This is a genomic window from Streptomyces sp. NPDC104202 (assembly GCF_055584185.1).
The window spans coordinates 157761-183715 of record NZ_JBVJMN010000004.1 but is presented as its reverse complement, the minus strand read 5'-3'; the positions used below and the strand labels follow the sequence as shown (position 1 = coordinate 183715).

The window sequence follows — 25955 nt, the reverse complement described above, 5'->3', positions numbered from 1 at the left end:
CGCACCGCCGGACCGCCCGCACCCCTCACGCACCACAGGAGCCGCACCATGTACGAACTCATCGGCGTCACCAAGCAGTACCGGCGGGGACAGACGAGAGTCGACGCCCTCGCCGGGATCGACCTCACCCTGGAGCAGGGGGACCGGCTGGTCATCCAGGGCCCCACCGGCGGCGGCAAGTCGACCCTCCTCCAGATGCTCGGCGGCCTGGACCGCCCCACCGCCGGCCGGGTCCTGCTCGACGGCACCGATCTGGCCGGGCTCTCCGAGCGCCGCCTGACGGCCGTCCGCGGGGAGAACATCGGCTTCGTCTTCCAGAGCTTCAACCTCATCCCCACGCTCACCGCCCAGGAGAACGTGGAGACCGCGCTCGTCCCGCTCGGCGTCCGGACCGCCGAGCGCCGCGCCCGCGCGGCCGAGGCGCTGGAGTCGGTGGGGCTCGGGGAGCGCCTCGGGCACCTGCCCTCCGAGCTGTCGGGCGGCCAGCAGCAGCGCGTCGCGATCGCCCGCGCGCTGGTGAAGCGGCCCAAGGTCCTGCTCGCCGACGAGCCCACCGGCAACCTCGACGAGTCCATGCGCGACGAGATCGTCGACCTCCTCGAAGGGCTGTGGAAGGAGCACGGCCTGACGTTCGTGATGGTCACCCACGACAGCGCCCTCGCCCGCCGCGCGCCCCGCCTCGCCACCCTCCGCAAGGGCAGGATCACGATCAAGGAGAACCGGCCCGCCACCGTGACGGGACCGCCCGCCGGGTGAGCAGCGGATCACCCGCTCCGGCCGTGTTCGGCGCTGCCGCACGTCCCTGCGGTGGCGGCGAAGCCACCGGGCCGCGACCGCGGGCCCGGTGGCGCACGCCGGGGCCGGAGCCAGGTGCCGCCGTGTCCACCTTCACCTCGCGGGACGGTGTCGATGACCTGGGGCGAGCGCGTCACGGCCCGAACGCCGCCCCGGGGGGCCGTTGTCAGTGGGTGCCCCTAACGTCTTCCTCATGACGACGACCTATCTGGAGCTGTCCCAGGACGGCGGCGGTGCCCACAAGTTCTACGAAGTGACCGTCGACGACACGACGGTGTCCGTCCGGTACGGACGCATCGGCGCGGACGGGCAGACCCAGCGCTCCACGTTCCCGACCGCCGCCAAGGCCCAGGCCGCGGCGGCGAAGAAGATAGGGGAGAAGGTCCGCAAGGGATACGCCCCGGCGATCCGGGGGCAGCGCGCCGCGCGGGCCGTGACGCGCCGTGAGGTGACCTCCGCGCCCTCCACCGCGCGCGCCGTCGCCCCCGTCCTGTGGCGCTTCCGGACCGGCTCCGCCGCCTTCGGCATCCACGTCGACGAGGAGCGCTGCTGGGTGGGCAACCAGGCGGGCGACGTCTTCACCCTCGACCGGTCCGGCGAGGTGCAGGCCCGCTTCAGCCTCCCCGACGGCGTGAAGTGCCTGGTCGCCGACGACTTCTGGATCTACGCGGGCTGTGACGACGGCAAGGTGTACGACCTGTCGTCCAAGCTGCCCTTCGCCGCCTACGACATCGCCACCGACGTCGACATCTTCTGGCTCGACATCCACGAGGGCGTCCTGCACGTCGCCGACCGCTCCGGCCGGCTGACCGTCATCGACCACGAGGACGAGCACCAGTGGGCGCGCGGCGGCCAGGGCGAGCACGCCTGGATGGTCCGCGCCGACGGCGAGGCCGTCTACTACGGGGACACGCGGGGCGTCGCCGCCCACGCGCCCGACGGCGGCGGCGAGCTGTGGCACACCGCGACCGAGGGCGGGGTCCTCTTCGGCTGGCAGGAGGACACCGCGGTCTACGCGGGCACGTCGCGCAAGAAGGTCCAGCGGCTGGCGAAGAAGGACGGCCGCGTCGAGGCCGTCTACGCCTGCGACAGCCCCGTGTACTCCTGCGCCACCTCGCCCGGCGGACGGTTCGTCTTCGCGGGCGACTCCTCCTCCTCGGTCTACTGCTTCGCCGAGGACGGCACCCGGCTCTGGAAGCTCGGCACCGGCGGCGGCTCGGCGCTCTCCATGCAGTACCGCGACGAGCGGCTCTACCTGGTGACCACGGACGGCTCGCTCGTCTGCGTGGACGCGAGCGAGACGGCGATCGAGGCGGCCAAGGGAGGCACGGTCCCGGTCGCCCGCGACATCAAGCTCGCCGCCGCCCTGCCGGTGTACGAGCCGGCCACCACCGTCACCGCGGTCACCGCCGTGCACGCCGCTCCGGCCGGCTCGATCGTCGTCGAGTGCGTCACCGAAGGGGGCAGGACCCGGGTCCGGGTCGTCTCCGAGGGCTACGACTCCGCGTGGAACGTGCAGTTCCCGCGGGCGATCCGGGAGACCGGAGCGCGGTACGTGGTCGACGCCCTGCACCCCGCCGCCGGCGGGTTCTACCGGGTCCGGGGCGACATCCGGCGGCTGCTGTGACGGACGGCCGCGGCCCGGGGGAGGGCGGCGGCGCCGGGGGAGTCTTCGAGGCGGCCACGGGGGACGGCCCACCGCTGCCGGCGGCCGACGCCGAGCAGCGCTCCCGGGAGATCCGCGCCGCCCTCGACGGGCTGCTCCAGATCCGGCGGCTGACGCACCGCCAGGGCGGCGACCCCCGGGCCGCGCCGGCCGAATGGGAGCGGCGGCAGCCGGTGCGGGCGGTGGCCCTGGCCCTGGAGGGCGGCGGACTCACGCCCTCGTCGGTCGACGGAACCGGCGCCCGCGCCGGCACCGGATACCGGGTCGCCCCCGGGGAGCGGCCCGGAACGGCCGTCGTGGAGTGGCTCGGCCCGCCGGGGTCGGGCGCCGCCCGGGAGGAGGCGGCGGCTCTCGGCGCGTGCGTGCCGGCCCTGGCCCGGCTCGGCTGGGAAGCCCTGCTCTACAAGGGGCCGCGCGGCCGCCGGTTCCTGGAGGTGGAGCCGATGGCCGGCTGAGGCGGGGCGGGCCGGTGTCCGCCCCGTCGGCGTCAGGCGATCGAGGCGGAGACGATCGCCGAGACGGCGATGTTGCAGGAGGCGGTGACCCACACCGCGGGATGCGGCTCCGGGTCGACCAGCGTGGCACCCAGCTTGCCGGGCGTGACCAGGTCCACGACCAGGAACGCGACGGCCATCATCACCAGGCCCAGCAGGCCGAACGCGGCGGTGGAGGCGAGCCCCTTGCCGAAGTCGTCGTAGGTCGTCCAGATCGAGGTGAAGACGATCCCGCCGATGCCGAGCAGGGCGGAGCTGAGCAGGACGGCGGCGTTGCGGTTGCGGTCCTCCCAGATCTGCCGCCCGAGCTTTCCCGGGGTCAGCACGTCCACCAGCACGATGCCGAGGATCAGCAGGACCACGCCCAGGGCGCCGTAGGCGCCGGCCCGGCCGAGGCCGTCGAGGATGTCGCTCATGGGGTTGCCGGCTCCGAAGGATCGCGATCACGGGGGATCGGTGGTCAAGGACCGGCAAAATGTAGCGCACGCGTCAACGCCCCCCGCCGCCCGCCCGGCGAACCGGAGGGACGGCGGAGGGCGGAGCGACGCCGGAGCGGACCGGCGGTACCTCCCGGCGGAGGGTCAGGCGCACGCGGCTCCCGGACGACGGGCACGGACCGTCCCGCAGGGCCGACGGGATCAGCGCGAGGACGCGTAGCCGCTGAGGAACAGGGCCTCGGCGAGCGCCATGTGCTCGATCTCCGAGGGGTCCACGCTCTCGTTGGGGGCGTGGATGAGACACCCCGGCTCCTCGACGCCGATCAGCGCGATCTCCGCCTCCGGGAAGTGCTCGGCCAGGACGTTGCAGAGCGGGATCGAACCGCCCTGCCCCGACTGCACCATGTCCTTCCCGTACGCCGTGCGCAGGGCCGCCGCCAGCGCCCGGTAGGCGGGACCGTCGGTCCGCGCGCGGAACGGCTGTCCGGCGCTCTCGGGCTCCACCTGCACCCTGGCTCCCCAGGGAGCCGTCGACACCAGGTGCTCGGTGAGGGCGCGCCGCGCGTCGTCCGCGTCGATGCCCGGCGGCACCCGCAGGCTGACCCGCGCCCGGACCTTCGCCTGCACGGCGGCCGAAGAACCCACCACCGGCGGGCAGTCGATGCCGAGCACGGTGACGGCGGGGCGCGCCCAGAGCTCGTCGGCGACCGAGCCCGTACCGACGAGGGCGACGCCGTCCAGCACGCCCACGTCGGTGCGGAACTGCTCGGGCGGGTAGTCCACGCCGTCCCAGACCCCGTCGCCGGCCAGCCCCTTGATCGCCGTGTTGCCCTCCTCGTCGCGCAGGCCGTCGAGGATCCGGACGAGCGCGGCCAGCGCGTCGGGTGCCGGACCGCCGAACATGCCGGAGTGCATCTCGCCCTTGAGTGTGGAGACGGTGACGACGACGTTGGTCAGCCCGCGCAGCGAGGTCGTCGCGGTCGGCAGGCCGAGCGCGAAGTTGCCCGTGTCGCAGATCAACAGGGTGTCGGCGGCGAAGAGTTCGGGCTGGAGGGGGACGAGCTGCTCCAGCCCGCCCGTGCCCTGCTCCTCCGAACCCTCCGCCACGAACTTGATGTTCACGGGGAAGCCCCGGCCGTCCGGGCCGCCCAGCGCCCGCAGCGCGGTCAGGTGCATGGCGATGTTGCCCTTGCAGTCCGCCGAGCCGCGCCCGTACCACCGCCCGTCCCGCTCGGTGAGCTCGAACGGCGGCGTCTTCCAGGCGTCGTCGTCCAGCGGCGGCTGCACGTCGTAGTGGCAGTACAGCAGCACCGTGGGAGCCCCCTCGGGCCCCGGCGCGTGCCCCACCACGGCGTCCGTGCCGTCCGGGGTCGTCACCCGCCGCATGTCCCGCAGACCGGCCTCCGTGAAGGCCCGGACGAGGAAGTCGGCGGTCTTCGCGCACTCCTCGGGCGGGAACTGCCGGGGGTCGGCGACCGAGCGCATCGCCACCAGCGCGGTCAGGTCCTCCTTCGCCCGGGGCATCAGGGCCCGGACCCTCTCCCGCAGGGCTGCGGTCTCGGTGGCGTCGGCGGTCATGCGTGCACCCACTTCCCTCAGGAACGAAAGCTGAACCAGTCAAGCAATACCGATCAGAACCCGCAAAACATGACTCAAGTGGGCTATTCCGGGTGCGGCCCGAAGGGCGCCCCGCGCGGACCGGCGCCACAGTGGACGGCGTACGCCTCCGCCTCCCGCACCTGGAGAACCCCATGGGCCACCTCAACCGACGCGATCTCGGGCTGCTCGTGCTGAGGGTCGGCACCGGCGCCGTCCTCGCCGCGCACGGCACCCAGAAACTCCTCGGCTGGTTCGGCGGCGGGGGCGTCGAGGGCACCGCCAAGGCGATGGAGGCCATGGGCTTCCACCCGCCCCGCGAGAGCGCGGTCGCGGCCGGCCTCGGCGAGGCGGGCGGAGGGGTCCTCCTCGCCCTCGGCCTCGCCACCCCCGCCGCCGGCGCCGCTGCCGCCGGGGCCATGGCGGGAGCCGTCGCCGTCCACGCCCCGGCCGGCTTCTTCGCCCAGGGCGGCGGCTACGAGTACCCCGCGTTCCTCGGCTTCACGGCCGCAGCCATCGGCATCACCGGCGCCGGACGCTACTCCCTCGACCACGCCACCGGACACGTCCTCGACCGTCCCTGGGTGGTGGCCACCGCCTTCCTCGGCACGGCGATCGCCGCCGCGGCCGTCGTCGGCCGCCGCGCGGTCGATCAGGCCGATCAGGTCGATCAGGCGGAGGAGGCGGAGGAGGTCGGCCCCGGCCCGGCGTCCGGCCAGGGGTCCGCGTGACGGTGGGGGAAGGGGACCCGCACGCGTCCGCCGCGCGGGAGGGTTAGGCTCGCCGCAGAGGAAGGGACGGGGGCCGCGCATGAAGATCGATCTGACGGACACCAACTCCAGCAAGATCAACAAGGCGATCCTGCGAGGGCGCAGGGAGGTCGGCACACCCGCCGTCGGCGCCGTGCTCACCCTCATCGTCGTCACCGACGAGGAGAACGCCTACGACGCCGTCAAGGCCGCCAACGACGCCTCGCGGGAGCACCCTTCCCGCACGCTCGTCGTCATCAAGCGGCACGCCCGTTCGCCCCGCGGGCGGCAGGAGGCCCGGCTCGACGCGGAGGTCCGCCTCGGCACCGACGCCGGCTCCGGCGAGACCGTCCTGCTCCGGCTCCACGGCGAACTCGGCGCGCGCGCCGACTCCGTGGTCCTGCCGCTGCTCCTGCCCGACGCGCCGGTCGTCGTCTGGTGGCCCGTCGACGCCCCCGACGTCCCCTCGCGCGACCCGCTGGGGTCGCTCGCGCAGCGCCGCATCACCGACATGTACGCGGTGGAGGACCCGCTCGCCGCGCTGGAGGCCCGCGCCGCCTCCTACGCCCCCGGCGACACCGACCTCGCCTGGACCCGGCTCACCCCGTGGCGTTCCATGCTGGCCGCCGCGCTCGACCAGGCGCCGCTCGCCGTCACCTCGGCCGCCGTCGAGAGCGAGGCGGAGAACCCCAGCGCCGAACTCCTGGCCCGCTGGTTCGAGGTCCGGCTCCGCGTCCCCGTCGACCGGGTCGTCACCGACGGTCCCGTCGTCACGGCCGTCCGCATGGACACCGCCGACGGCGAGATCCGCATCGACCGCCCCGAGGGCCCCGTCGCCCGGCTCGCCATCCCCGGCCAGCCCAGCCGGGTGCTCGCCCTCAAGGTGCGCACCACCGCCGAGCTGATCGCCGAGGAGCTCCGCCGCCTCGACCCGGACGAGGCGTACGCCGCCGCCCTCCGCGGCGAGGTCTGACACCCCCCGGCGAGGTCTGACACCCCGCCACGAGACGCCGGAGCCCGGACCGTTCCCCGGTCCGGGCTCCGGCGTGTACGGGCACCCGCGGTTCAGCCCGCGGCCTCTTCGCCGGCCGGCCCGGCTGGACCTCCCGGGTCAGACACTCCACGCCGTACGTGCCACGAGACGGCCACAACGGTGCTTCCCGTGACATCCTCGGACGAACCGCCCATGCCGCTCGGTCGCCGTGGGCCTCCATTCGTCCTGTGCGGAGGGAATCGATGCTCATCAGCCACACCGTGGGGACGGACGCCCTGCACGTCACCCTCCACCACGACCTGGACGTGACCAACCGGGCCGCCGCCGCGCTCCAGATCCAGGCGCTGGTCCAGGACCACCGTCCCCTCCGGGTCGTCATCGAGCTCCCCGTCGCCGACCCCGCGCCGGCCACGCTCAGTGCCCTCGCCCGGGCCCACCGCATGTGCGCCGGGCTCGGCATCCCGCTCTCCCTCGGCGGCGCCAGCCCCCGCACCCGCCGCCTCCTGGACGCCAACAGCGTCTGAACGCGCAGGAAGCGGCGCCACGACGGCGGAGACCGCCGTGGCGCCGCTCCGCGCGAGGCCGGGATTCCGCACCGGCCCGGCGGGAGTCCCGGCCGGGGACGGGGCTCAGCGGCCCGCCAGGATCTCCAGGAGCCGGGCCACCTCCGAGGCCACGGCGTCACGGGCCGGACCGAGGTAGGTGCGCGGGTCGGCGACCTCCGGCCCGGTCAGCAGACGGTCGCGCACGGTCCGGGTGAAGAGCCTGTTGAGGTGGGTCGAGATGTTGACCTTCGTCATCCCGGCGGCGACCGCCTTGGCGAGGTCCGCGTCGCCGACCCCCGAGGAGCCGTGCAGGACCAGCGGGATGCCCAGGGAGTCCCGGAGGCGGGCGATCAGGCCGAAGTCGAGGCCGGCGTCCCGGGTCGGCATGGCGTGGGAGCTGCCCACGGCCACGGCCAGCGCGTCGACGGCCGTCGCCTCCGCGAACGCCCGGGCCTCACCCGGGTCGGTCCGGACGTCGGGGGCGTGGGCGCCGTCCTTGCCGCCGACCTCGCCGAGTTCGGCCTCGACCCAGACGTCGGCGCGGTGGCAGTGCTCGGTGACCTCCCGGGTGGCGGCGACGTTGGCCCCGTACGGCAGCCGCGAGGCGTCGAACATCACGGAGGTGAAGCCCAGTTCCACCGCCTCGTGGACGAGGGCGACGGTCTCGGCGTGGTCGAGGTGCACCGCGACGGGGACGGCCGCGGCCCGGGCGACCGCGAGCGACGCGAGGCCGATGGGCGCGAGCGCGCCGTGGTACCGGGCGGTGTTCTCGCTGATCTGCAGGATGACGGGCAGACCGGCCCGCTCGGCGCCGGCGACGATCGCCTCGGCGTGCTCGATCTGGACGACGTTGAACGCTCCGACGCCGAAGGCGCCCGCGTAGGCGGGGCCGACGATGTCGTCGGTGGACGTGAGGGGCATGGGGGTTCTCCACGAGGGCGGTCGCCGAGAAGCCGGTACGGCGTCGGCGCGGGTGCTGCGGGCGGACGGGGTCGGAGGGCGGAGCGGCGTCGGCCTCTACGCGGCGGGCGGGCCGAGCACCACGGACCGGGTGAGGTTGCGGGGGCGGTCGGGGTCGTAGCCGCGGGCCTCGGCGAGGCGCACGGCCAGGCGCTGGGCGACGATCAGGTCGGCGAGCGGGTCGAGGTCCCCGGGCGCCTCCGTCGACGCGCCGCGGAACAGCCCGCCGACGCGGGCGACGTCGTCGGCGAGGCCGCGCGGGGCGGGGCCGAACAGCCAGGCGACGCGACCGGGGCCGGTGATGCTGATCGGGCCGTGGCGGTACTCCATGGCGGGGTACGCCTCGGTCCACGCCCCGGCGGCCTCGCGCATCTTCAGCCCGGCCTCCAGCGCGAGACCGTACGACCAGCCCGTACCGAGGAAGGTGATCTGTTCGGCCCCGCACAGGTCGGGCCCCAGCGGTACGTCGAGGGCGCGCCGGGCGTCCTCGACCGCCCGGGCGAGGGGACGGACGCCGGCGGACAGGACGCCCTCGGACTCCAGGTGGGCGCGCAGCAGCACCAGGGCGGTGGTGGCGAAGCGGGTCTGCACGACCGACTCCTCGTCCGCGAAGTCGAGGACGACGGTGTGGTCCGCGAGCGTCATCACCGGTGTGGCGGGGTCGGCGGTGACCGCCGTGGTCGGCACCGAGCCCCTGACTCCGGCCAGCAGGTCCAGGACCTCGGTGGTGGTGCCGGAGCGGGTCAGGGTGACGATCCGGTCGTAGGCGCGGCCGGAGGGGAACTCGGAGGCGGCGAAGGCGTCGGTCTCGCCGTGTCCGCCGCTCTCGCGCAACCGCGCGTAGGCGTGGGCCATGAACCAGGAGGTGCCGCAGCCGACCACGGCGACGCGCTCTCCCCGGCGGGGCAGCGCGGTGGCGTGGGAGGCGGCGGAGCCGGCCGCGCGGCTCCAGGTGGCGGGCTGGGACGCGATCTCGGCCGAGGTGCGGGACGTTTCGAAGGTGGTCACGGAGCATTCCTTGGGTGGAGTGAGCAGGGGAGCGGACGCGCGATGGGCTTCCGCGCGGACGGGGGCGGGATCACCCGGTGGGGGCCGGCGCCACCTCCTCCACGGAGAGGCGAGGCCGGGCACACGGGACCGGGACCCTTCGTGGCGGCCGTCGTTCGGGGGTGGCGAGGCGGATAAGGCTGCGCATCCGTGTCGGGAAAGGAGCGACCATCCATCAGCTTCGAACCATCTCCATGCAGGAATCTGCTTGCAAAGCAGATTGTTAGCGCAACTTCGAGCATCCTTGATGAGTGGAGTAAACATCGAAGAGCTCTCCGCGTCCAGAGGCAGTACCCCGCGGACACCGGAGCGCGCGCAGGAGGCCCGGCCCGGAGGACGGAGGGGGCGGCACCGATACGATCGGGTCCGCGCACGTCGTCCCGAGGCGACGCGGCCGGCCCGCCCGGCCGCCGTGCGCGCACCGAGGAACCGGGGCACGGAGGGGTGCGACGCATGTCCAAGCAGGAGCGGTGGAGCAGGCTGCTGGAGCTGCTCGCGGTGGACGGGTCCCTGGACGTCGAGGACGCGGCCGCGGCCGTGGCGGTCTCGCCCGCCACCATCCGCCGTGACCTCGACGAGCTCGCCGAGCAGAAGCTCCTCGTCCGCACCCGCGGCGGCGCCCTCGCCCACGGCGTCTCCTACGAACTCCCCCTGCGCTACAAGTCCTCGCGCCAGGTCTCCGAGAAGCAGCGCATCGCCGGCGCCGTGGCCGAACTCCTCCGGGAGGGCGAGGTCGTGGGCCTCAACGGCGGCACCACCACCACCGAGGTGGCCCGCGCCCTGGCGCTCCGCACCGCCGGCGGCGCGGACACCCCGTCCGGCCCGGCGTACACCATCGTCACCAACGCCCTCAACATCGCGGCCGAGCTGGCCGTCCGCCCCCAGTTCAAGATCGTCCTGACCGGTGGCGTCGCCCGCCCCCAGACCTACGAACTGGTCGGCCCGCTGACCCGCGGCGTCCTCGACGAGGTCGTGCTCGATGTCGCCGTCCTCGGCGTCGACGGAGTCGACCCCGACCTCGGGGTCATGACCCACCACGAGGACGAGGCCGCCATCAGCAGCCTCTTCGCCGCCCGCGCCCGCAAGGTCGTCCTCGCCACCGACTCCTCCAAGATGGGCAAGCGCGCCTTCGCCCGCATCTGCGGCCTCGACCGCATCGACGTCCTCGTCACCGACTCCGGCCTCGCCCCCGACACGGCCATCCGCCTCACCGATGCCGGCATCGAGGTCGTCACCGTCTGACCCACCCCGGTGTGGGCCCCGCGACACCCCGGCACGGCTGACCCGGCCCGCGCACGGTCGTCAGGCTCAGCGGGGCGCCTTGACCTGCGGCGAGTCGGCGTCCGCGTGACACCCCCGACCCTCGCGATGACATGCCGGACCCTCTCCGGTCCGGGCGAGCGGCTCCAAGGGCTCGACGTCGCCGTGGCGAACAGTCTCTCGGCGGCGTGACGTCCGTCACGGGATCACTGCTCGCAGGTGGCGAGTTGGAAAGATCCATCACGACATGGGTGATATGGCCACACCTCCTGGCCGCCGTCCAGTTCGTCGGATCCTGTGCGGAGTTTGTGAGTTCCCTGTGAGTCCGGATAGGACTACCCCCCACTGATCATTTCCGTGGGAGCTTTAGGTGCGTATCGCGCGTCCAATCGTCATATTCATGGCGTTCATCATGGCTGTGCTCGTGGGCACAGAACAGGCAGCCCTGGCGGCCAACCGCTGGGGCGAGGCCAGATCCGGCCCAGGAGCCGGCGAACTACCCGAACAGAACTGGGCATCGGCCCGTGGGCGTGGGCACAGCGCGTCCGGCGACGCCACGGACGCCGCCGCGTCCGGTGGCCGCAGCGGTGCCCTGAAGGGCCGCGGCGAACTCGCGCCGGACTCCGGTACCACCCGTACGAAGCTGGGCGACGCGCCGAAGGCGCAGCTGCCTTCGTACCGCAAGGTCCCGTCTCCGCGACGGGCCGCGCCCAAGGGCTTCGATCCCAAGGCCAGTTCGGAGGTGCCCGGCAAGCGGACCGCGGACGCTCGTACGTTCGCGAACCCGGATGGCACCTTCACGACCCGTTACTACAACGAGCGGGTCAACTTCCGTGCCGGCGACGGCACGTGGCAGGTCGTCGACACGCGGCTGGCGAAGTCGCCGCCGCCGGTGCGCGACGAGGAGGCCCCGGGGGCCGGCTGGCAGGCGAAGTCGACCGAGGACAAGATCTACTTCTCGGAGTTCGCCGACGCAGAAACGTTCGTGCGCCTGGGGGTCGACGACTCCACCGCGATCGGCTACTCGATCGAGGGCGCGGCCCGTTCGCAGGGCCGGGTGGCCGGCAGCGCGATCACGTACCCCGACGTCCGGCCCTCGGCCGACGTGGAACTGATCGCCGGCAGCGACTCCGTCAAGGAGACGCTGATCCTCAAGGACAGGACCGCACCGACCGAGTGGCGCTTCCCGCTGGCCCTGAAGGGCCTGACGGCGAAGCTCGACGGTCGAGGCGGTGTCACCTTCCACGACACGACGGGCCGCCGGCAGGGCTGGATGCCGGCCGGCTGGATGGAGGACTCCAAGAAGGCGCCCCACTCCGACGAGGGTGCCATCTCCTCCGGCGTCACCTACGGTCTCGCGCGCGAAGGATCCCGGCAGATCCTGGTCGTCACCCTGGACCGGACGTGGCTGTCGGCCCCCGAGCGGGTCTTCCCCGTGAAGGTCGACCCCTCCGTGAACGGCCTGGAGGCGGCCTCCGGCACCTACGTCGAGTCGCCGTACAGCCAGAACTTCTCCAGCTCCACCGAACTCAAGGCCGGCACGTACGACGGAGGCAGCCACAAAGCCGCCTCTTTCCTGAAGTTCAACGGCCTGGACACCACCCTCAAGAACGCATTCGTCATCAATGCGAACCTGAGCCTCTACAACACCTTCTCGTACTCGTGCACCGCACGGCCGGTGACGGTCCACGAGATCACCTCGAACTGGTCCGAGGGAAGCACCAACAGCTACCCCGGTCCCGCCACCGGCGGCGCCCTGGGCTCCAAGTCCTTCGCGCACGCGTGGCGCCCGGAAGGCTCGACGAGCTGGCCCTGCGGCGCCGCCGCGTGGGAGTCGATCCCGCTCGGCGATGCCGGCCGCAAGCTGGTCGACGACTGGACGCACGGCCGCAAGGCCAACTACGGCCTGGCCGTGAAGGCGGCCACGAACGACTCCTACAGCTGGAAGAAGTTCGGCTCCGACAACTACCCCGGCGGCAAGCCCAGTCTTGACGTGACGTGGTCGAAGTACGGTGCCACGTACGGCCTGGGCGGCTTCGTCCAGCCCCCGACGGCCACCAGCGAGGGCGCCTTCAAGGTCACCGTCACCAACCAGGGGCAGCAGACCTGGGGCGCGAGCAGCAACTTCAAGCTGCGCTACGACCTGTTCGACGCGAACGGCAACAAGGTCGGCGGTGACTACTGGAGCAAGATCCGGTGGACCCCCATGCCCTACGACGTCGCACCCGGCGCCTCCGCCACCGTCGACGCGAAGATCGCCCCGCTGGCACCCGGCACGTACACGATCCAGTGGACCATGGACGAGTACGGCGTACGGAGCTTCGTCGACGACGGCGTCCCCGGCCCGACGGTCCGCTTCGACGCGGTCAACTCGCCGCCGTACGTGACGGGCGCGGCCCCGCCGAGCGGCACGGTGGTCGACACCCTCAATCCGACGCTGTGGGCGAAGGCGACCGACCTGGACAAGTCCCCGAGCTCGCTGACGTACCAGTTCGAGGTGTGTGAGGTCGAGGGCAAGGACGTCCGGAAGAACTGCCGTGGCAACACGCACGCGGCCTCCGAGAGCTGGACGGTTCCGGCCGGCTGGCTGAACTGGGCCAAGACGTACGCCTGGTACGCGTACGCCAACGACGGCAAGGACCAGTCATCCCGGACCGCCCCGTCGATCCTGACCACGCAGGTCCCGCAGCCCGTCATCACCTCCCACCTGGGCGGCGCCGACAGCGGGCGGACCTTCGGCGAGCGGGCCGGCAACTACGCCACCGCCGCCACGGACGCGGCGGTGCCGTCGGCGGGCCCCGAGCTCGCGGTCACGCGTACCTACAACTCGCAGGACCCGCGTACCGCCAACGCCTTCGGTACCGGATGGGCGACCCGCTGGGACATGCGGGCCGTCGCCGAGCCCGACGGCAGCGTCGTCGTCACCCTCGACAGCGGCAGCCAGGTCCGCTTCGGCAAGAACAGCGACGGCACGTACAGTGCCCCGGCCGGCTCGGTGGATGTCCTCACCGCCGTCACGGGCGGCGGTTGGACGCTGCGCGACGCGGCGGCCACGATCCACACGTTCGACGCGTCGGGCCGGCTGACCAGGCTCAAGGACGGCCACGGCCGCGAGCAGCTCCTCACGTACACGACCGGCAAGCTGACCAAGGCCACCGACGCACTGTCGAACCGCGCGCTGACGTTCACCTGGAGCGGCGCACACGTCGCCTCCGTGTCCACCGACGCCGTCGGCCCGCTCGCTCCGGCACTCAAGTGGTCGTACACGTACACCGGTGACCAGCTGACCAAGGTCTGCCCGCCCGATTCGACCACCGCATGCTCGACGTACGAGTACACGGCCGGCTCGCAGTACCGGGGCATGGTCCAGGACGCGGGCCCGGTCGGCTACTGGCGGCTGAACGAGACCGAGGGCGAGTCCGCGGCCAGCGAGGCGGTCTCCCGCACCGGCATGAACGCCGGCCACTACCGTGACGTGACGCTCGGGTCCACGGGCGTGCTGGGCGCGACCGGCAACAAGGCCGTCTCCTTCAACGGCACCACCTCCTACGTGGAGCTGCCGGAATCCACCCTGACACCCTCCACCGTGCTGTCGGTTGAGCTGTGGTTCAAGACGGACACGGCGAACGGCGTCCTCGTCGGCTTCCAGGACGACCCGCTGGGCCCGACGCACCCCCACGTCTACAACCCCGTGCTCGCCGTCGACTCGGCGGGCAAGCTGCGCGGAGCCTTCGAGAAGGCCAACGGGGGGCTCGTCCCGATCACCTCCACGGCCACGGTCACCGACAACGCCTGGCACCATGCCGCGCTGACCAGCTCCGGCACCGGCCAGACCCTCTACCTCGACGGTCAGGCCGTCGGCACCCTCGCGGGTCCCGTGAGCCACTCCACCAAGACGTACACGTACCTCGGCGGCGGTTTCACCGACCAGTCGTGGGACGGCGCCGGCACGTACGGCACGCGCTCCTACAAGGGCCTCATGGACGAGGTCGCGGTCTACCACCGGGCGCTCGACGCCGGAGCGATCAAGGCCCGCTTCGACGCCCGCACGGGCGGGGCGAAGCTGACCAAGTCCACCCTGCCGTCCGGCCGGACGGGTGCCCTGGTCGCATACGACGGTGACACCGGTCGTGCCACGAAGGTGACGGACGAGAACGGCGGAGTCTGGCAGATCTCCGAGCCGCGGTACGCCGCCGGCTCGCAGGCCTACAGCGATGCCGTACTGGCCTCGTCTCCGGTCAACTACTGGCGCTTCGGCGACCGCGCCGGTGCCGCGGCCGCGGACGAGATATCCGCCGGCGGCAACGGCTCCTACCGTGACGGCGTCGCGCTCGGCCGTGTGGGCGCGTTCCTCGACGGCGACGACGGCGCGATCACCCTCGACGGCACCAAGGGCGCCATCTCGGTCCCGAGCGAGTCGATCGCGGGGGCCACCTCCCTCTCCGTGGAGATGTGGTTCCGCACGGACAAGCCGAGCGGGGTCCTGCTCGCGCTGCAGAACACCGAGCTGGGCACCACTCCGCAGATGTGGAACCCGAGCCTGGTCATCGACGCGGAGGGCAAGCTGCGCGGCCACTTCTGGACCGGTCCCTCCGCGGGCTGGCCGGTCATGGGCGGCGTGAAGGTCACCGACAACAAGTGGCACCACACGGTGCTCACCGGCGGACCCACCGGCCAGTCGCTCTACCTCGACGGCGTCAAGCTGGGCTCTCAGCCCGGCACGGTCAAGCCGGAGACCCTGAACCACGCCTACCTCGGCGGCGGCTACTCCAGCGAGGCCTGGGACGGACAGGCTCCGGCCACCCGCTACTTCGCCGGACAGCTCGACGAGGCCGCGTTCTACTCCGGCGAGCTGACCGCCCAGACCGTCGCGGACCACTTCAAGGCCCGCAACCGCCTGGTGGCCGGCAACGGCGACCAGTACCAAGGCGTCGTGATGGCGGACGCCCCGGCCGGTTACTGGCAGCTGGACGAGTCGGCGGGAACGACCGTCGTGAACAAGGTCGCCGCCGTCGGTGCCGACGGCACCTACAGCAAGGCCGTGCCGGGCAAGCCCGGCGCGTTCGGCACCGGCGACCGTACGGCCGCCGAGTTCAAGGGTGACGGCTGGGCCGAACTTCCCGGCGGGCACCTGCCGAACACGGACCTGTCCGTCGAGTTGTGGTTCAGGACCGCCAAGCCGGGCGTGCTCTTCAGCGACCAGGAGAAGCCGCTCCCGGACGCCGTCGGCTACGCGCCCGTCCTGTACGTGGGCTCGGACGACAAGCTGCACGGCCAGTACTTCACCCGCGGCGTCGCGGCGACGAACACCTCGCCGAACACGGTCACGGACAACGAGTGGCACCACGCGGTGGTGACGGCGCTGGGATCCACCCACACGCTGTACCTCGACGGCGCGCAGGTCGCCCAGACCACCACCGTGCCGGTCACGCACGAGACCAATCAGCGCGCCTACATCGGCGCCGGCTACACCTCGTGGTGGCCCGCATCACCCGGCGACGGCGTGCAGTACTTCACCGGCCAGATCGACGAGGTCGCGGTCTACCCGCGGGCCCTCACCGGTGACCAGGTCGCCCGCCACCACGGGGCGCGCGCCTACGCCTCGGGTTCCTCGCTGTCCTCGACGGTGACGGTCACCGACCCGACGGGCGCCAAGACGTCCAGCACCTTCGACGCGGTCCGCGGCCAGCGCCGTACGGCCTCGACGAACGCGGACGGCGGTGTCACCACGTACGCGTACGACACCGGTGGCTTCCTGCACACGGTCACCGACCCCAACGGCCACGCCACCATCACCGGTCACGACGAGCGCGGCAACACCGTCTCCACGACGACCTGCCGGGACGCGAACTCCTGCTGGACCTCGTTCGCGGAGTACTACCACAACCCCGCCGACCCGCTGGACCTGCGCAACGGCAAGCAGACCGCGATCCGCGACGGCCGCTCCTCCGGCGCGACGGACAACCGCTACCGGACGACGACCTCGTACACCGCCCTCGGCCTGACCGACACGGTCACCTCGGTCGACGGCCGCACGGCGTCGACGACGTACACCACGGGCAGCGAACCCGCGGTGGGCGGCGGGACCACCCCGGCAGGCCTGGTCGCCACCAAGAAGTCCACCGGCGGAGCCCTGGTCTCCTACGCGTACTTCGCGAGCGGTGACCTGGCCAAGTCGACGGCGCCCTCCGGCGCGGTGACGACGTACACCTACGACGGCATCGGCCGGAAGACGACCGAGACCCAGGTATCCGACGCCAACCCGGCCGGCGTCACCACCACGTACGCCTACAACGCCATGTCGCGTCTCGTCGGGGAGACCGGCCCGGGCGTGAAGAACGAGATCACCGGAGTCACCCACACCGCCCGCATCAGCCGCACGTACGACGCGGACGGGCACCTGCTCACCGAATCCACGGAGGACACCACCGGAGGCGACGCCACCCGTACCACCACCTACCGTTACGACGCCCGCGGCCTGAACGACAGCGTGACGGACGCGGCCGGCAACGAGTCGACGTACAGCCACGACGCCCTCGGGCGCGTGATCAGCGCGACGGACCCCGCGGGCAACGTCGTCACGACCACGTACACCAAGCGCGGCCGGCCGGCCGAGTCGGTGCTGAAGAACTGGACGGGCGACCCGTCCGGCCGGACCCGCGACCTCGTCCTTGCCTCGAAGGCATACGACCCGGCCGGACGGCTGGCCTCGACGACGGACGCGATGGGCGCCACGACCGCCTTCACCTACTACGACGACGGCCTCCAGGCCACGACGACGGCGAAGCAGGTCACCCAGGCCGACGGTTCGAAGAAGGACATCCTCCTCGGGGCGACGGTCTACGACGGCGCGGGCAACCCGGTGTCGGCCACCGCGAACGGCGGGGCCACCACCGTGAACACCGTCGACGCCCTCGGCCGCACCACCCGCTCGGTGTTCGACCCCGACGGACTGAACCGGGTCTCCACCTTCGCCTACGACGCCGAGGACCGGCTCACCGAGCAGACGCAGTCGATCGACGGCACCGGGAAGAAGATCACGTCGACGTCCGAGTTCGACGCGGTGGGCAACCCGGTGAAGCAGACCGTCACCGACGGCACCACCACCCGGGTCTCGTCGGCCACGTTCGACCAGCGGGGCCTCCCGCTCACCCAGACCAGCGCGCGCGGCATCACGAGCACGGGCCGGTTCGACGCGCTGGGCCGCCTGGTCGAGCAGACCGCTCCGCAGGTGCAGGCCGAGGAGAACGGCGGTGCGGCCACCACCGTCACCCCCAAGTCCCTCGTCGGCTACAACACCTTCGGCGAGGCCACCGAGTCGCGCGACCTGCGCGGCCTGGTCACCAGGACGGAGACCGACAAGCTGGGCCGCACCGTCGCGCTCACGCTGCCCGACTACACCCCGCCGGGCGCGACCGCGCCGATCACGGCCGTCTCGCGCACGACGTACGACAAGGTCGGCAACACGGCCTCCACGACCGACCCGCTGGGCCGCGTCACGTACTACGGGTACGACCAGCTCGGCTACCTGGCCAGCAAGACCGACCCGGCCGTCGCCGGGGCGCAGGGCCTCCAGGCCCCGGGCGCCGCGACCTTCAACGGCACCTCCACCGGCCTTTCCGGCGGCGGAGTCTCCACCTACACCTGGACCCCGACCGGCCTGCCGCTCACCGCGACCGACCCCACAGGAGCACGCACCGAGTCCACCTACGACGAACTGGGCCGCAAGCTGACCGCCACCACGGTCGAGCGCAGGCCCACCCTCCAGAACCTCGTCTCCCGCTTCACCTGGGACGACGCGAACAACCAGGTCTCCTCGACCACGCCCGGCGGCCGCGTCACCACCGCGACCTACGACAAGGCCGGTCAGAGCCTGACGGTCACCGACCCGGCGGGCGGCACCAGCAGCGCCGTCTACGACGGCCTCGGCCGCCAGACCGAGAGCAAGGACGCGACCGGCCGCAGGACCGTCACCGCGTACGGCCTCGAAGGCCGGCCGCTCTCGGTGTCCGACTACGGGACCGGTGCGACGGCCCTGCGCACGTTCGCCACCGAATACGACGCCGACGGCAACGTCACCGCATCCGTCTCGGCCACCGGCGCGCGCAGCACGTACACCTATGACGCGCTCGGTCGTCTCACCAAGCAGGTCGAACCGGTGACGGCCACGGCCGCCGACTCGATCACCACGACCTTCGGCTACGACGTGGCGGGCAACCGCACGCGCCTGACCGACGGCCGAGGCAAGATCACCTACTACACGTTCAACGCGTGGGGCCAGCCCGAGTCCACGATCGAACCCAGCACCACCCTCCACCCGGCCGCGGCCAACCGCACGTGGACGAGCGTCTACGACGCGGCCGGCCGCCTGGTCAGCGAGCTGCTCCCGGGCAACGTCAAGCGTCAGAAGACGTACGACGACCTGGACCGGCTCACCGCCGAGACCGGCTCCGGCACCGCCGTGGCCACCCGTCCGCGGTCCCTCTCCTACGACCTGGCCGGCCGTCTGACCGGCGTCGGCGGCGACGGGGCTCTCGCGGGCAACACCTACACCTACAACGACCGCGGCCAGATCCTGACCACGGACGGTCCGGGCGGCACCTCGTCCTACGCGTACGACGCGGACGGCAAGATGACCTCCCGCACCGACGCGGCGGGCGCCACCGCCTTCACCTACGACACCGCCGGACGCCTCGACACCACCACCGACCCGCTCACCGGCACCCGGGTGCGCAGCAGCTACGACGCGGCCGGACGACCGACGGTGGACGAGTACGCCCGCCCCGGCGCCGGCGGCACGTGGACGGTCGGCGCGAAACGCTCGTACACCTACGACGGCCTCGGCCGCCTCGCGGACGACAGCGTCAGGAAGACCAGCGGTGGCGCCCTCGTCCAGGGCACGGCCTACGAGTACGACCTCGACAACCGGATGGTCAAGAAGACCACCGCCGGCACGGCCGGCGCGGGCGCCCGGACGTACGCCTATGACCTCGCCGGCCGAATGACCTCGGAGACGAGCGGGGGCACCACCACCGCCTACGAGTGGGACAAGGCCGGCAACCTCACGAAGAAGGGAGACATCGCCGGCAGCTACGACTCGCGCAACCGGCTGACGGCCTGGGGCACCCAGACGTTCGACTACTCCGCGCGGGGAACGGTCAAGTCGGTCACCGACGCGGGCATCACCCGGACCATCAACTCGGACGCCTTCGAGCGCACCGTGTCGAACGGCACGAGCAACTTCACCTACGACTCGCTCGACCGGGTCATGACCCACAACGGCACCGCCTTCAGCTACGACGGCGGCTCCAACAACCTCGTCAAGGACGGCACGTCCACCTACACCCGCACCCCCGGCGGCACGCTGCTCGCCAGCGCCACCACCGGGACCGCGGGCTCGGAGCGGCTGGCCGTCACCGACGGCCACACCGACCTGGTCGCCGGCCTCTCGGCGGACGGCACCACGGTCAGCTCCTCGCGGGCGTACGACGCCTCCGGCAAGGTCACCGCCGGCAGCGGCACCAACCCGGCCGTCGGCTACCAGTCCGGCTGGACCGATGCGTCCACCGGCGAAGTCAACATGGCGGCCCGTTGGTACCAGCCCGGCACCGGCGGCTTCACCAGCCGCGACACCTGGCAGTTGGACCCGAACCCGTCGGTCCAGGCCAACCGCTACACCTATGCCAACGCGAGCCCGATGAACGGGATCGACCCGTCGGGCCATCTCGTGTGGGACTGCTTCGACATCAGGAAGCAGAAGAAGTCGCTCTTCTTCAAGAGGCTGCTCGGCGGACCCGCCGGCTGCGTCTTCTGGGAGGCGTTCCTCGCCGAGCAGTACAGCATCGGAAACACCGACTGCCTGAGCAAGCCGAGCTGTGCCGCACAGCAGTACCGCGACAACAGCAGCAGTGGGAACTGGGGCGGCCGGGACGACCTCCAGGCCGAGAAGCAGTACATGCGCAACCACCGCGGCGGCAGCACCAGTACCAGCAGCGGCAACGGCGGTGGGCACAACTACTCGGGCGGCGGCCGGAGCCGTGGCGGCACCGCCACACTGACCCGTCCGAAGCGGCCGACGGCACCCCCGCAGCCGAGGGAGCCGCAGAACCCCTACACCGGCAAGAACCCGCCCCCGGCGCCGAAGCACATCCCCAAGCCGGACTGGAACCCCAGCACGGCTGTCTGGTCCGCCACCAAGGCCGTCGACATGGCCGTCAGCGGCGCCAACCTCCTCGCCCTGCTGGCGGGCGGCACCGACACGGTGCTCAACCCGGACCAGGTCCCGGACACCCAGGACGCGCCTGGCGCGGATCCGGGCCCGGGCGGTGCCACCGGCACCGACGATGAGGCGCGTGACTGTCGGGAGGGCGGCGAGGGCTGGACCCGATACGGCGTTCCCGACGCCGCGAACGGGAACCGGGCGACCACGGCGGAGGCATGCCTCGACGCGGCAGAGGTCGAGGGAGGCACCGGGACGAAGAAGGGGATCAAGCCGCCGGGCTACAAGTGGGCCGGCAAGACGGCCAGGTATCTGGGCCTTGAGCCCAAGTACAGCATCAACGCATGCCACCTGATCGGATCCGACCTCGGCGGTTCCGGCACCGACCTCGCGAACCTCGCCACGTGCTCCCGCCAGGCCAACGCGCAGGTCGTGGGCCCGGGGCACATGACTGACCACATGCGCAGCATCGAGGAGAAGGTGCGCAAGGCGGTCGACGAGGGGCAGATCGTCCGGTACACCGTCGAGCCCCACTACTCAGGGAACAGAACGGTGCCCACGTCCTTCACCATCACGGCATCGGGATGGTACGAGGACGGTCGGCCCGGACTCAGCATCAAGGGCAAGGACGGCATCGTTCCGAACTCCATCTACAGTCCGAGGTTCCAGCAATGGCGCAACCTCGGCACCTGGAACAAGCCCGGAACGACCGACCCCATACCCACTGGAGCCACCCCGTGAGCACCGATCCCAGCGAATCCGGCCCTGAGCACCCGGGCATCGCATCACTTCGGCGGCTGATGCCGTCGGACCACGGTCAGAACGAGCAGGTGGACTGGCCGGCGCTCGAAGCGGCATGGGGCACCGCCTTCCCTTCCGACTACGTCGCCTTCATGGCGGAGTACGGATCGGGTGGCATCAGCGAGTCATTCGAGGTGATCCACCCCAGCACGCCGGCTCTGGACGGCACGAACGGTATGGGGCAGGAGACGGCCAACGCCCTCGCGACCTGGCCGGCCTCCGGCCTCCCCTCCGAGGCGGGCGCTCTCCCGCCCGTCATCGCCTGGGGCATCACCGTGGTCGGCGACATCGCCTGTTGGCGCACGTCGGCGGCCGATCCTGACGACTGGACGGTGACCGTTTTCAGGAATCGGAAGCGGGACGCCTGGAAGGAGTACGCCTGCGGTATGGCGGAGTTCCTTCGCCGGACCTTCGTCGGTGAATGGGACGGGAATCCGTTCGGTGACGAGACGCTGTGGAACGAAATCCCTCAGGAATTCGTCCATTGGCGCGAGGAGGCCGACCTCTTCGACGATGAAGATCCATGGGCCGGCCTGTAGTCACGGTCCCGCATGAATGACAGTGCACCCCGCGCCGGATCCACCGGCGCGGGGTGCACTGTCATGCGGGAGCGGGCCCGACGCCGCCCTGGCGAATGTGAGTCCGGAGACACCTGGGGACAGCTGACCGAACACGCGAAGGGTTGTACGCTCCGAAGACCGCCCTTGACCTGCGAAATGTAGGCAGGGAGCAGACATATCGGGAGATATTTTCATGATCCGTACCATGTTCAAGTCGAAGATCCACCGGGCCACCGTGACCCAGGCGGACCTGCACTACGTCGGGTCGGTGACGGTCGACGCGGAGTTGATGGAGGCGGCGGATCTGCTGCCCGGTGAGCTGGTGCACATCGTGGACATCGACAACGGGGCGCGGCTGGAGACGTATGTGATCGAGGGGGAGCGGGGCTCCGGGGTGATCGGGATCAACGGGGCGGCGGCGCATCTGGTGCACCCCGGGGACCTGGTGATCCTGATCAGTTACGCGCAGGTCGCGGACGCGGAGGCGCGGACGTTCGTGCCGCGCGTGGTGCACGTCGACGGGGAGAACCGCATCGTGGAGCTGGGGGCGGACGCGTCCGCGCCGGTCCCGGGGAGCGACACGGTGCGCCCGCCGCACGCGGTGGCCGCGCAGGTCTGAGCCGAGGGAGCGCGCGCAGGAGGGGCGGCGGCCCGGAGGGAGGCTCCGGAGAGGGGGGGGGGGGGGGGGGGGGGGGGGGGGGGGGGGGGGGGCGTGGCTCTCCCCCCCCCCCCCCCCCCCCCCCGTCCCGCTCCTGGGGGCCGACGCGGGATGACCCGAACGAGGGGTCCGGCGGGCGGGGGTGCGTCGGGCGGGCGACCCTGGGTAGGCGGAGCCCGTCCGCAGGAGCCCGTCGACCGAGAGGTCCGTGATGACGCACCCGTATCCCGATCCGCTGCCCCCGTCGCCGATCCCGCCCCCCACGCCCCCCACGCCGACGCCGACGCCGACGCCGGTGCCGCCGCCGAACCCGGTGCCGGTCCCGCCGGACCCCGGACCGCCGCAGCCCGGCGGGCCCGTACCGGAACCCGAGCCTCAGCCGCAGCCGGGACCTGCTGGTCACGGAGGCGCGTCAACAGGAAGGTGACACAGGGGGCTTGAGGTTCCGCGAAGCCCTTGTCACGGAGCGTGCGCCACCCCTAACTTGGACGGCTGCTGCTGTGTTCAAGGGGGGCCCACCCATGGCCGTACGCGGACGTCACCGTCGCCACCAGCCGAGCCGGATCAACCGCGCCTCGCTCACCGTCACCGCGGGAGGCGCCGGGATGGCGCTCCCGCTCATCGGGGCGGGCGCGGTGCAGGCGGCGTCGCTCGACGTGTGGGAGAAGGTCGCGTCCTGCGAGTCCTCCTCCAACTGGCGCATCAACACCGGAAACGGCTACTTCGGCGGGCTGCAGTTCAGCCAGTCGACCTGGGAGAGCTACGGCGGCACGCACTACGCGCCGCGCGCCGACCTCGCCTCCAGGGACCAGCAGATCGCCGTCGCCGAGCGCGTCCTCAAGGGGCAGGGGCCCGGTGCCTGGCCGGCGTGCGGCCCGCGCGCGGGCCTCGCCCGCGGCGGTCCCGCGCCGGAGAGCGGCGACCCCGCGCGCGCGGCGGAGGGGCAGGCGCCCGGCGGCGGGAACGCGCCCCGCACCGCCTCCCTGCCCGGGCAGCGCGCGTTACCCGGGCAGCCCGCCCGGCCCGCCGGCCCGACCGACGTGCCGACCGTCCGCGAGATGTACACCGTGACGCCCGGCGACTCGCTGTCGGCGATCGCCCGCGACGAGCACGTGCGGGGCGGCTGGAAGGGTCTGTACGAGGCGAACCGGTCGGTCGTCGGCGACGACCCCGACCTCATCCACCCGGGCCAGCGGCTCACCCTCCGCATCGCCGCGCCGAAGAAGGCGGACGAGGCGAAGCCCGTCCCGGTCGTCAGGACGGCGCGGCCCGCGCAGGACGCCCCGCGGACCGGCGGGGCCCGCCCCGCCACCGCCCAGCCGCCCGCCGCGCGGCCCGCGACACCGCAGCCCCGGCCGAGCGCCTCCCACCCGGCCAGCAGGCCCGGGACGAAGCCCGCCGTGAAGCCGGCGTCCCGCCCCGCGGCGAAGCCCGTGACACGGCCGTCCGCCGGCACCGCCACGCGCCCCGCCGCCACCCCCACGCCCCGGCCCGTGGCCAAGCCGGTCTCGAAGCCGGCAGCCAGGCCGGTCCCGAAGCCCGCCGCGAAGCCGGCACCGAAGCCCCGCCCGGTCGCCGACACCGACGAGCCCCGCTACTCGGCCCCGGTCTCCGCGGGCATCGGGACCCGCTACGGCAAGCCCGGCAGCTCGTGGTCCAGCGGCTACCACACGGGCGTCGACTTCCCCGTGCCCACCGGGACCTCGGTCAAGGCCGTGGCCGGCGGCAGGGTCGTCTCCGCGGGTTGGGGAGGGGCGTACGGCTACCAGATCGTGCTGCGCCACGACGACGGCCGGTACAGCCAGTACGCGCACCTCTCCGCTCTCACCGTCAGGGAAGGCCAGCGGGTGCAGGCCGGTCAGCGCATCGCGCGCTCAGGATCGACCGGCAACAGCTCGGGACCGCATCTCCACTTCGAGGTGCGCACGGGTCCCGGGTATGGATCCGACATCGACCCGCTGGCCTACCTCAGGGCCCGGGGAGTCGGCCTCTGACTCCCGGACCGCCGTCCCGCGGTCCCCGGCCGGCGTCCGGACCGCCGCCTTGCGGGCCGGCTCCGGTCCCCGGTCCGGCCGCGCCGCCGACGGCGCGGCCGCCGGTGACTCCGACGCCGTCTCCGGGGGCACGGCCATCCGGTCGAGCATGAGCTGGACGAGTCCGCCCGTCGCCACCGCGCCGCAGATCAGCGCGGCGACGGTGCCGGCGGCGCCGTACCGGAAGCCCTCGCCGAAGAGCGTGAGGCCCACGGCCGCGGCGACGACCGGGTTGACCACGGTGACGGTGGCCAGCGGGGCGGCGAGCCCCGCGCCCCGGTAGGACGCCTGGGAGAGCAGCAGCCCCGCCACGGCGAGAGCCGACAGGACGAGCAGCGCCGTCCACTCGGCGAACGGGGCGCTCGGCGTCCACTCCTCGGCGACCGCCTTGGTGAAGACGGACGCGATGCCGAACGAGACGCCCGCCGCGGCGGCCAGCACGATGCTGCGCAGCACCGAGCGCCCCATCAGGCGCGCCACGGTGAACAGCACGGCCAGGGCGCCGAACGTGGCCGCCGTGAGCAGCCAGCGTTCGTCGTCGGCGGGCGCACCGGACTCGGCGCCGCTGGTGAGGCTCAGCAGTCCGGCCAGGCCCGCGGTGGCCATGACGGCGCCGCGCCAGGCCCGCCGTCCGGCCCGGCGGCCGACGAAGACCGCGGCCAGGGGCAGTGCGAAGACGATCGTGAGCGCGCCCAGCGGCTGGACCAGGCTGAGCGGCCCGTACGCGAGGGCGGCGACGTGCAGGGCCGCGCCGACGCCGTTGAGGAGGACCGAACCCCACCAGGCCGGGTTGCGCAGCGGGGCGTAGCCCGCACCGGGATCGGAGGCCGCGACCCGCTCCTGCACGATCGCCGCGGAGGCGTAGGCGACCGCGGAGACCAGGGCGAGGACGACGGACAGCATGAGAGGACTCATACTCTCCACGATCTCTCTTCCCGGCCGATCGCGTCGTCGTACCAGGGGACGTCTTCGCCCGTACCCCTGGCGCAGTACACGGCCGCCGCGTACGCCTCCGGATGTACGCCGTCGCAGGTCGCAACGGGTGCAAAGCGACTTTTCCGGCCTCGCGGGGAGGGCTCGGGAGGCCCCGGAGCACTCGTGAAATCGGTGCCCGGAGGCCGGTGCCCGGGGCCGCGTGACT

16 protein-coding genes and 1 pseudogene are annotated in these 25955 nt (G+C 72.6%); 12 read left to right on the top strand and 5 right to left on the bottom strand.

The features are described from left to right. The first annotated feature begins 48 nt into the window (after positions 1-48). The 3 genes from ACZ60W_RS04675 (at position 49) to ACZ60W_RS04665 (ending at position 2916) form a co-directional block, all read left to right on the top strand. Entirely contained in the window at positions 49-756 is a 708-nt protein-coding gene (locus ACZ60W_RS04675; protein WP_469753896.1) for an ABC transporter ATP-binding protein, read from the top strand. A 232-nt stretch (positions 757-988) separates the two neighbouring features. Beyond that, positions 989-2422, top strand: a complete 1434-nt coding sequence (locus ACZ60W_RS04670; RefSeq protein ID WP_469753895.1) for a WGR domain-containing protein — start codon at positions 989-991, stop codon at positions 2420-2422. After that, positions 2419-2916, top strand: a complete 498-nt coding sequence (locus ACZ60W_RS04665) for a hypothetical protein (RefSeq protein WP_469753894.1) — start codon at positions 2419-2421, stop codon at positions 2914-2916. The genes ACZ60W_RS04670 and ACZ60W_RS04665 overlap by 4 nt, the downstream gene beginning before the upstream one ends. A gap of 32 nt (positions 2917-2948) precedes the next feature. Here ACZ60W_RS04665 and ACZ60W_RS04660 read toward each other — a convergent pair whose 3' ends face one another. Both ACZ60W_RS04660 and ACZ60W_RS04655 read right to left on the bottom strand, forming a co-directional pair. After that, complete coding sequence (locus ACZ60W_RS04660; RefSeq protein ID WP_469753893.1) at positions 2949-3371, bottom strand: DUF350 domain-containing protein; 423 nt, start codon at positions 3369-3371, stop codon at positions 2949-2951. Between the two features lie 222 nt (positions 3372-3593). After that, positions 3594-4970, bottom strand: a complete 1377-nt coding sequence (locus ACZ60W_RS04655; protein WP_469753892.1) for a M20/M25/M40 family metallo-hydrolase — start codon at positions 4968-4970, stop codon at positions 3594-3596. Between the two features lie 173 nt (positions 4971-5143). Between ACZ60W_RS04655 and ACZ60W_RS04650 the strand changes: the two genes are divergently transcribed. The 3 genes from ACZ60W_RS04650 (at position 5144) to ACZ60W_RS04640 (ending at position 7255) form a co-directional block, all read left to right on the top strand. Then, positions 5144-5719, top strand: a complete 576-nt coding sequence (locus ACZ60W_RS04650) for a DoxX family protein (protein ID WP_469753935.1) — start codon at positions 5144-5146, stop codon at positions 5717-5719. Positions 5720-5798: 79 nt separating this feature from the next. Then, on the top strand, positions 5799-6710 hold the full coding sequence (gene opcA, locus ACZ60W_RS04645) for a glucose-6-phosphate dehydrogenase assembly protein OpcA (protein WP_469753891.1): 912 nt from the start codon (positions 5799-5801) through the stop codon (positions 6708-6710). A 263-nt stretch (positions 6711-6973) separates the two neighbouring features. Beyond that, positions 6974-7255 (top strand): hypothetical protein, encoded by a 282-nt coding sequence (locus ACZ60W_RS04640; protein WP_469753890.1) that lies wholly within the window; start codon positions 6974-6976, stop codon positions 7253-7255. A 105-nt stretch (positions 7256-7360) separates the two neighbouring features. Here the strand turns inward: ACZ60W_RS04640 and ACZ60W_RS04635 are convergent, their stop codons facing one another. Beyond that, positions 7361-8197, bottom strand: coding sequence for a class II fructose-bisphosphate aldolase (locus ACZ60W_RS04635; protein ID WP_469753889.1), 837 nt, complete (start codon positions 8195-8197; stop codon positions 7361-7363). Between the two features lie 96 nt (positions 8198-8293). Beyond that, positions 8294-9244, bottom strand: a complete 951-nt coding sequence (locus tag ACZ60W_RS04630) for an SIS domain-containing protein (RefSeq protein ID WP_469753888.1) — start codon at positions 9242-9244, stop codon at positions 8294-8296. Positions 9245-9736: 492 nt separating this feature from the next. Between ACZ60W_RS04630 and ACZ60W_RS04625 the strand changes: the two genes are divergently transcribed. The 6 genes and pseudogenes from ACZ60W_RS04625 to ACZ60W_RS04600 all read left to right on the top strand — a co-directional run bounded on the left by ACZ60W_RS04625 (position 9737) and on the right by ACZ60W_RS04600 (position 24775). Then, positions 9737-10525, top strand: coding sequence for a DeoR/GlpR family DNA-binding transcription regulator (locus ACZ60W_RS04625; protein ID WP_469753887.1), 789 nt, complete (start codon positions 9737-9739; stop codon positions 10523-10525). 418 nt (positions 10526-10943) lie between these two features. Beyond that, positions 10944-13436: pseudogene (locus ACZ60W_RS04620) on the top strand (DNRLRE domain-containing protein); the annotation flags it as partial. A gap of 558 nt (positions 13437-13994) precedes the next feature. Next, a complete protein-coding gene (locus ACZ60W_RS04615; protein WP_469753934.1) occupies positions 13995-21503 on the top strand; it encodes a LamG-like jellyroll fold domain-containing protein in 7509 nt (2502 codons plus the stop codon). Then, complete coding sequence (locus ACZ60W_RS04610) at positions 21500-22102, top strand: SMI1/KNR4 family protein (protein WP_469753886.1); 603 nt, start codon at positions 21500-21502, stop codon at positions 22100-22102. The genes ACZ60W_RS04615 and ACZ60W_RS04610 overlap by 4 nt, the downstream gene beginning before the upstream one ends. A gap of 214 nt (positions 22103-22316) precedes the next feature. Next, complete coding sequence (gene panD, locus ACZ60W_RS04605) at positions 22317-22742, top strand: aspartate 1-decarboxylase (RefSeq protein WP_469753885.1); 426 nt, start codon at positions 22317-22319, stop codon at positions 22740-22742. A gap of 560 nt (positions 22743-23302) precedes the next feature. Further along, on the top strand, positions 23303-24775 hold the full coding sequence (locus tag ACZ60W_RS04600) for a transglycosylase family protein (RefSeq protein WP_469753884.1): 1473 nt from the start codon (positions 23303-23305) through the stop codon (positions 24773-24775). On the opposite strand, the gene ACZ60W_RS04595 is transcribed toward ACZ60W_RS04600, so the two are convergent. Beyond that, on the bottom strand, positions 24656-25729 hold the full coding sequence (locus tag ACZ60W_RS04595) for a DMT family transporter (protein WP_469753883.1): 1074 nt from the start codon (positions 25727-25729) through the stop codon (positions 24656-24658). The two genes, ACZ60W_RS04600 and ACZ60W_RS04595, sit on opposite strands and share 120 nt — an antisense overlap. Positions 25730-25955: the final 226 nt, after the last annotated feature.

Coding starts and splice junctions, on each gene's coding strand:
- ACZ60W_RS04675 (WP_469753896.1), top strand. CDS start 49: ATGTACGAACTCATCGGCGTCACCAAGCAGTACCGGCGGGGACAGACG.
- ACZ60W_RS04670 (WP_469753895.1), top strand. CDS start 989: ATGACGACGACCTATCTGGAGCTGTCCCAGGACGGCGGCGGTGCCCAC.
- ACZ60W_RS04660 (WP_469753893.1), bottom strand. CDS start 3,371: ATGAGCGACATCCTCGACGGCCTCGGCCGGGCCGGCGCCTACGGCGCC.
- ACZ60W_RS04655 (WP_469753892.1), bottom strand. CDS start 4,970: ATGACCGCCGACGCCACCGAGACCGCAGCCCTGCGGGAGAGGGTCCGG.
- ACZ60W_RS04650 (WP_469753935.1), top strand. CDS start 5,144: ATGGGCCACCTCAACCGACGCGATCTCGGGCTGCTCGTGCTGAGGGTC.
- opcA (WP_469753891.1), top strand. CDS start 5,799: ATGAAGATCGATCTGACGGACACCAACTCCAGCAAGATCAACAAGGCG.
- ACZ60W_RS04640 (WP_469753890.1), top strand. CDS start 6,974: ATGCTCATCAGCCACACCGTGGGGACGGACGCCCTGCACGTCACCCTC.
- ACZ60W_RS04635 (WP_469753889.1), bottom strand. CDS start 8,197: ATGCCCCTCACGTCCACCGACGACATCGTCGGCCCCGCCTACGCGGGC.
- ACZ60W_RS04625 (WP_469753887.1), top strand. CDS start 9,737: ATGTCCAAGCAGGAGCGGTGGAGCAGGCTGCTGGAGCTGCTCGCGGTG.
- ACZ60W_RS04615 (WP_469753934.1), top strand. CDS start 13,995: ATGAACGCCGGCCACTACCGTGACGTGACGCTCGGGTCCACGGGCGTG.
- panD (WP_469753885.1), top strand. CDS start 22,317: ATGATCCGTACCATGTTCAAGTCGAAGATCCACCGGGCCACCGTGACC.
- ACZ60W_RS04600 (WP_469753884.1), top strand. CDS start 23,303: ATGGCCGTACGCGGACGTCACCGTCGCCACCAGCCGAGCCGGATCAAC.
- ACZ60W_RS04595 (WP_469753883.1), bottom strand. CDS start 25,729: ATGAGTCCTCTCATGCTGTCCGTCGTCCTCGCCCTGGTCTCCGCGGTC.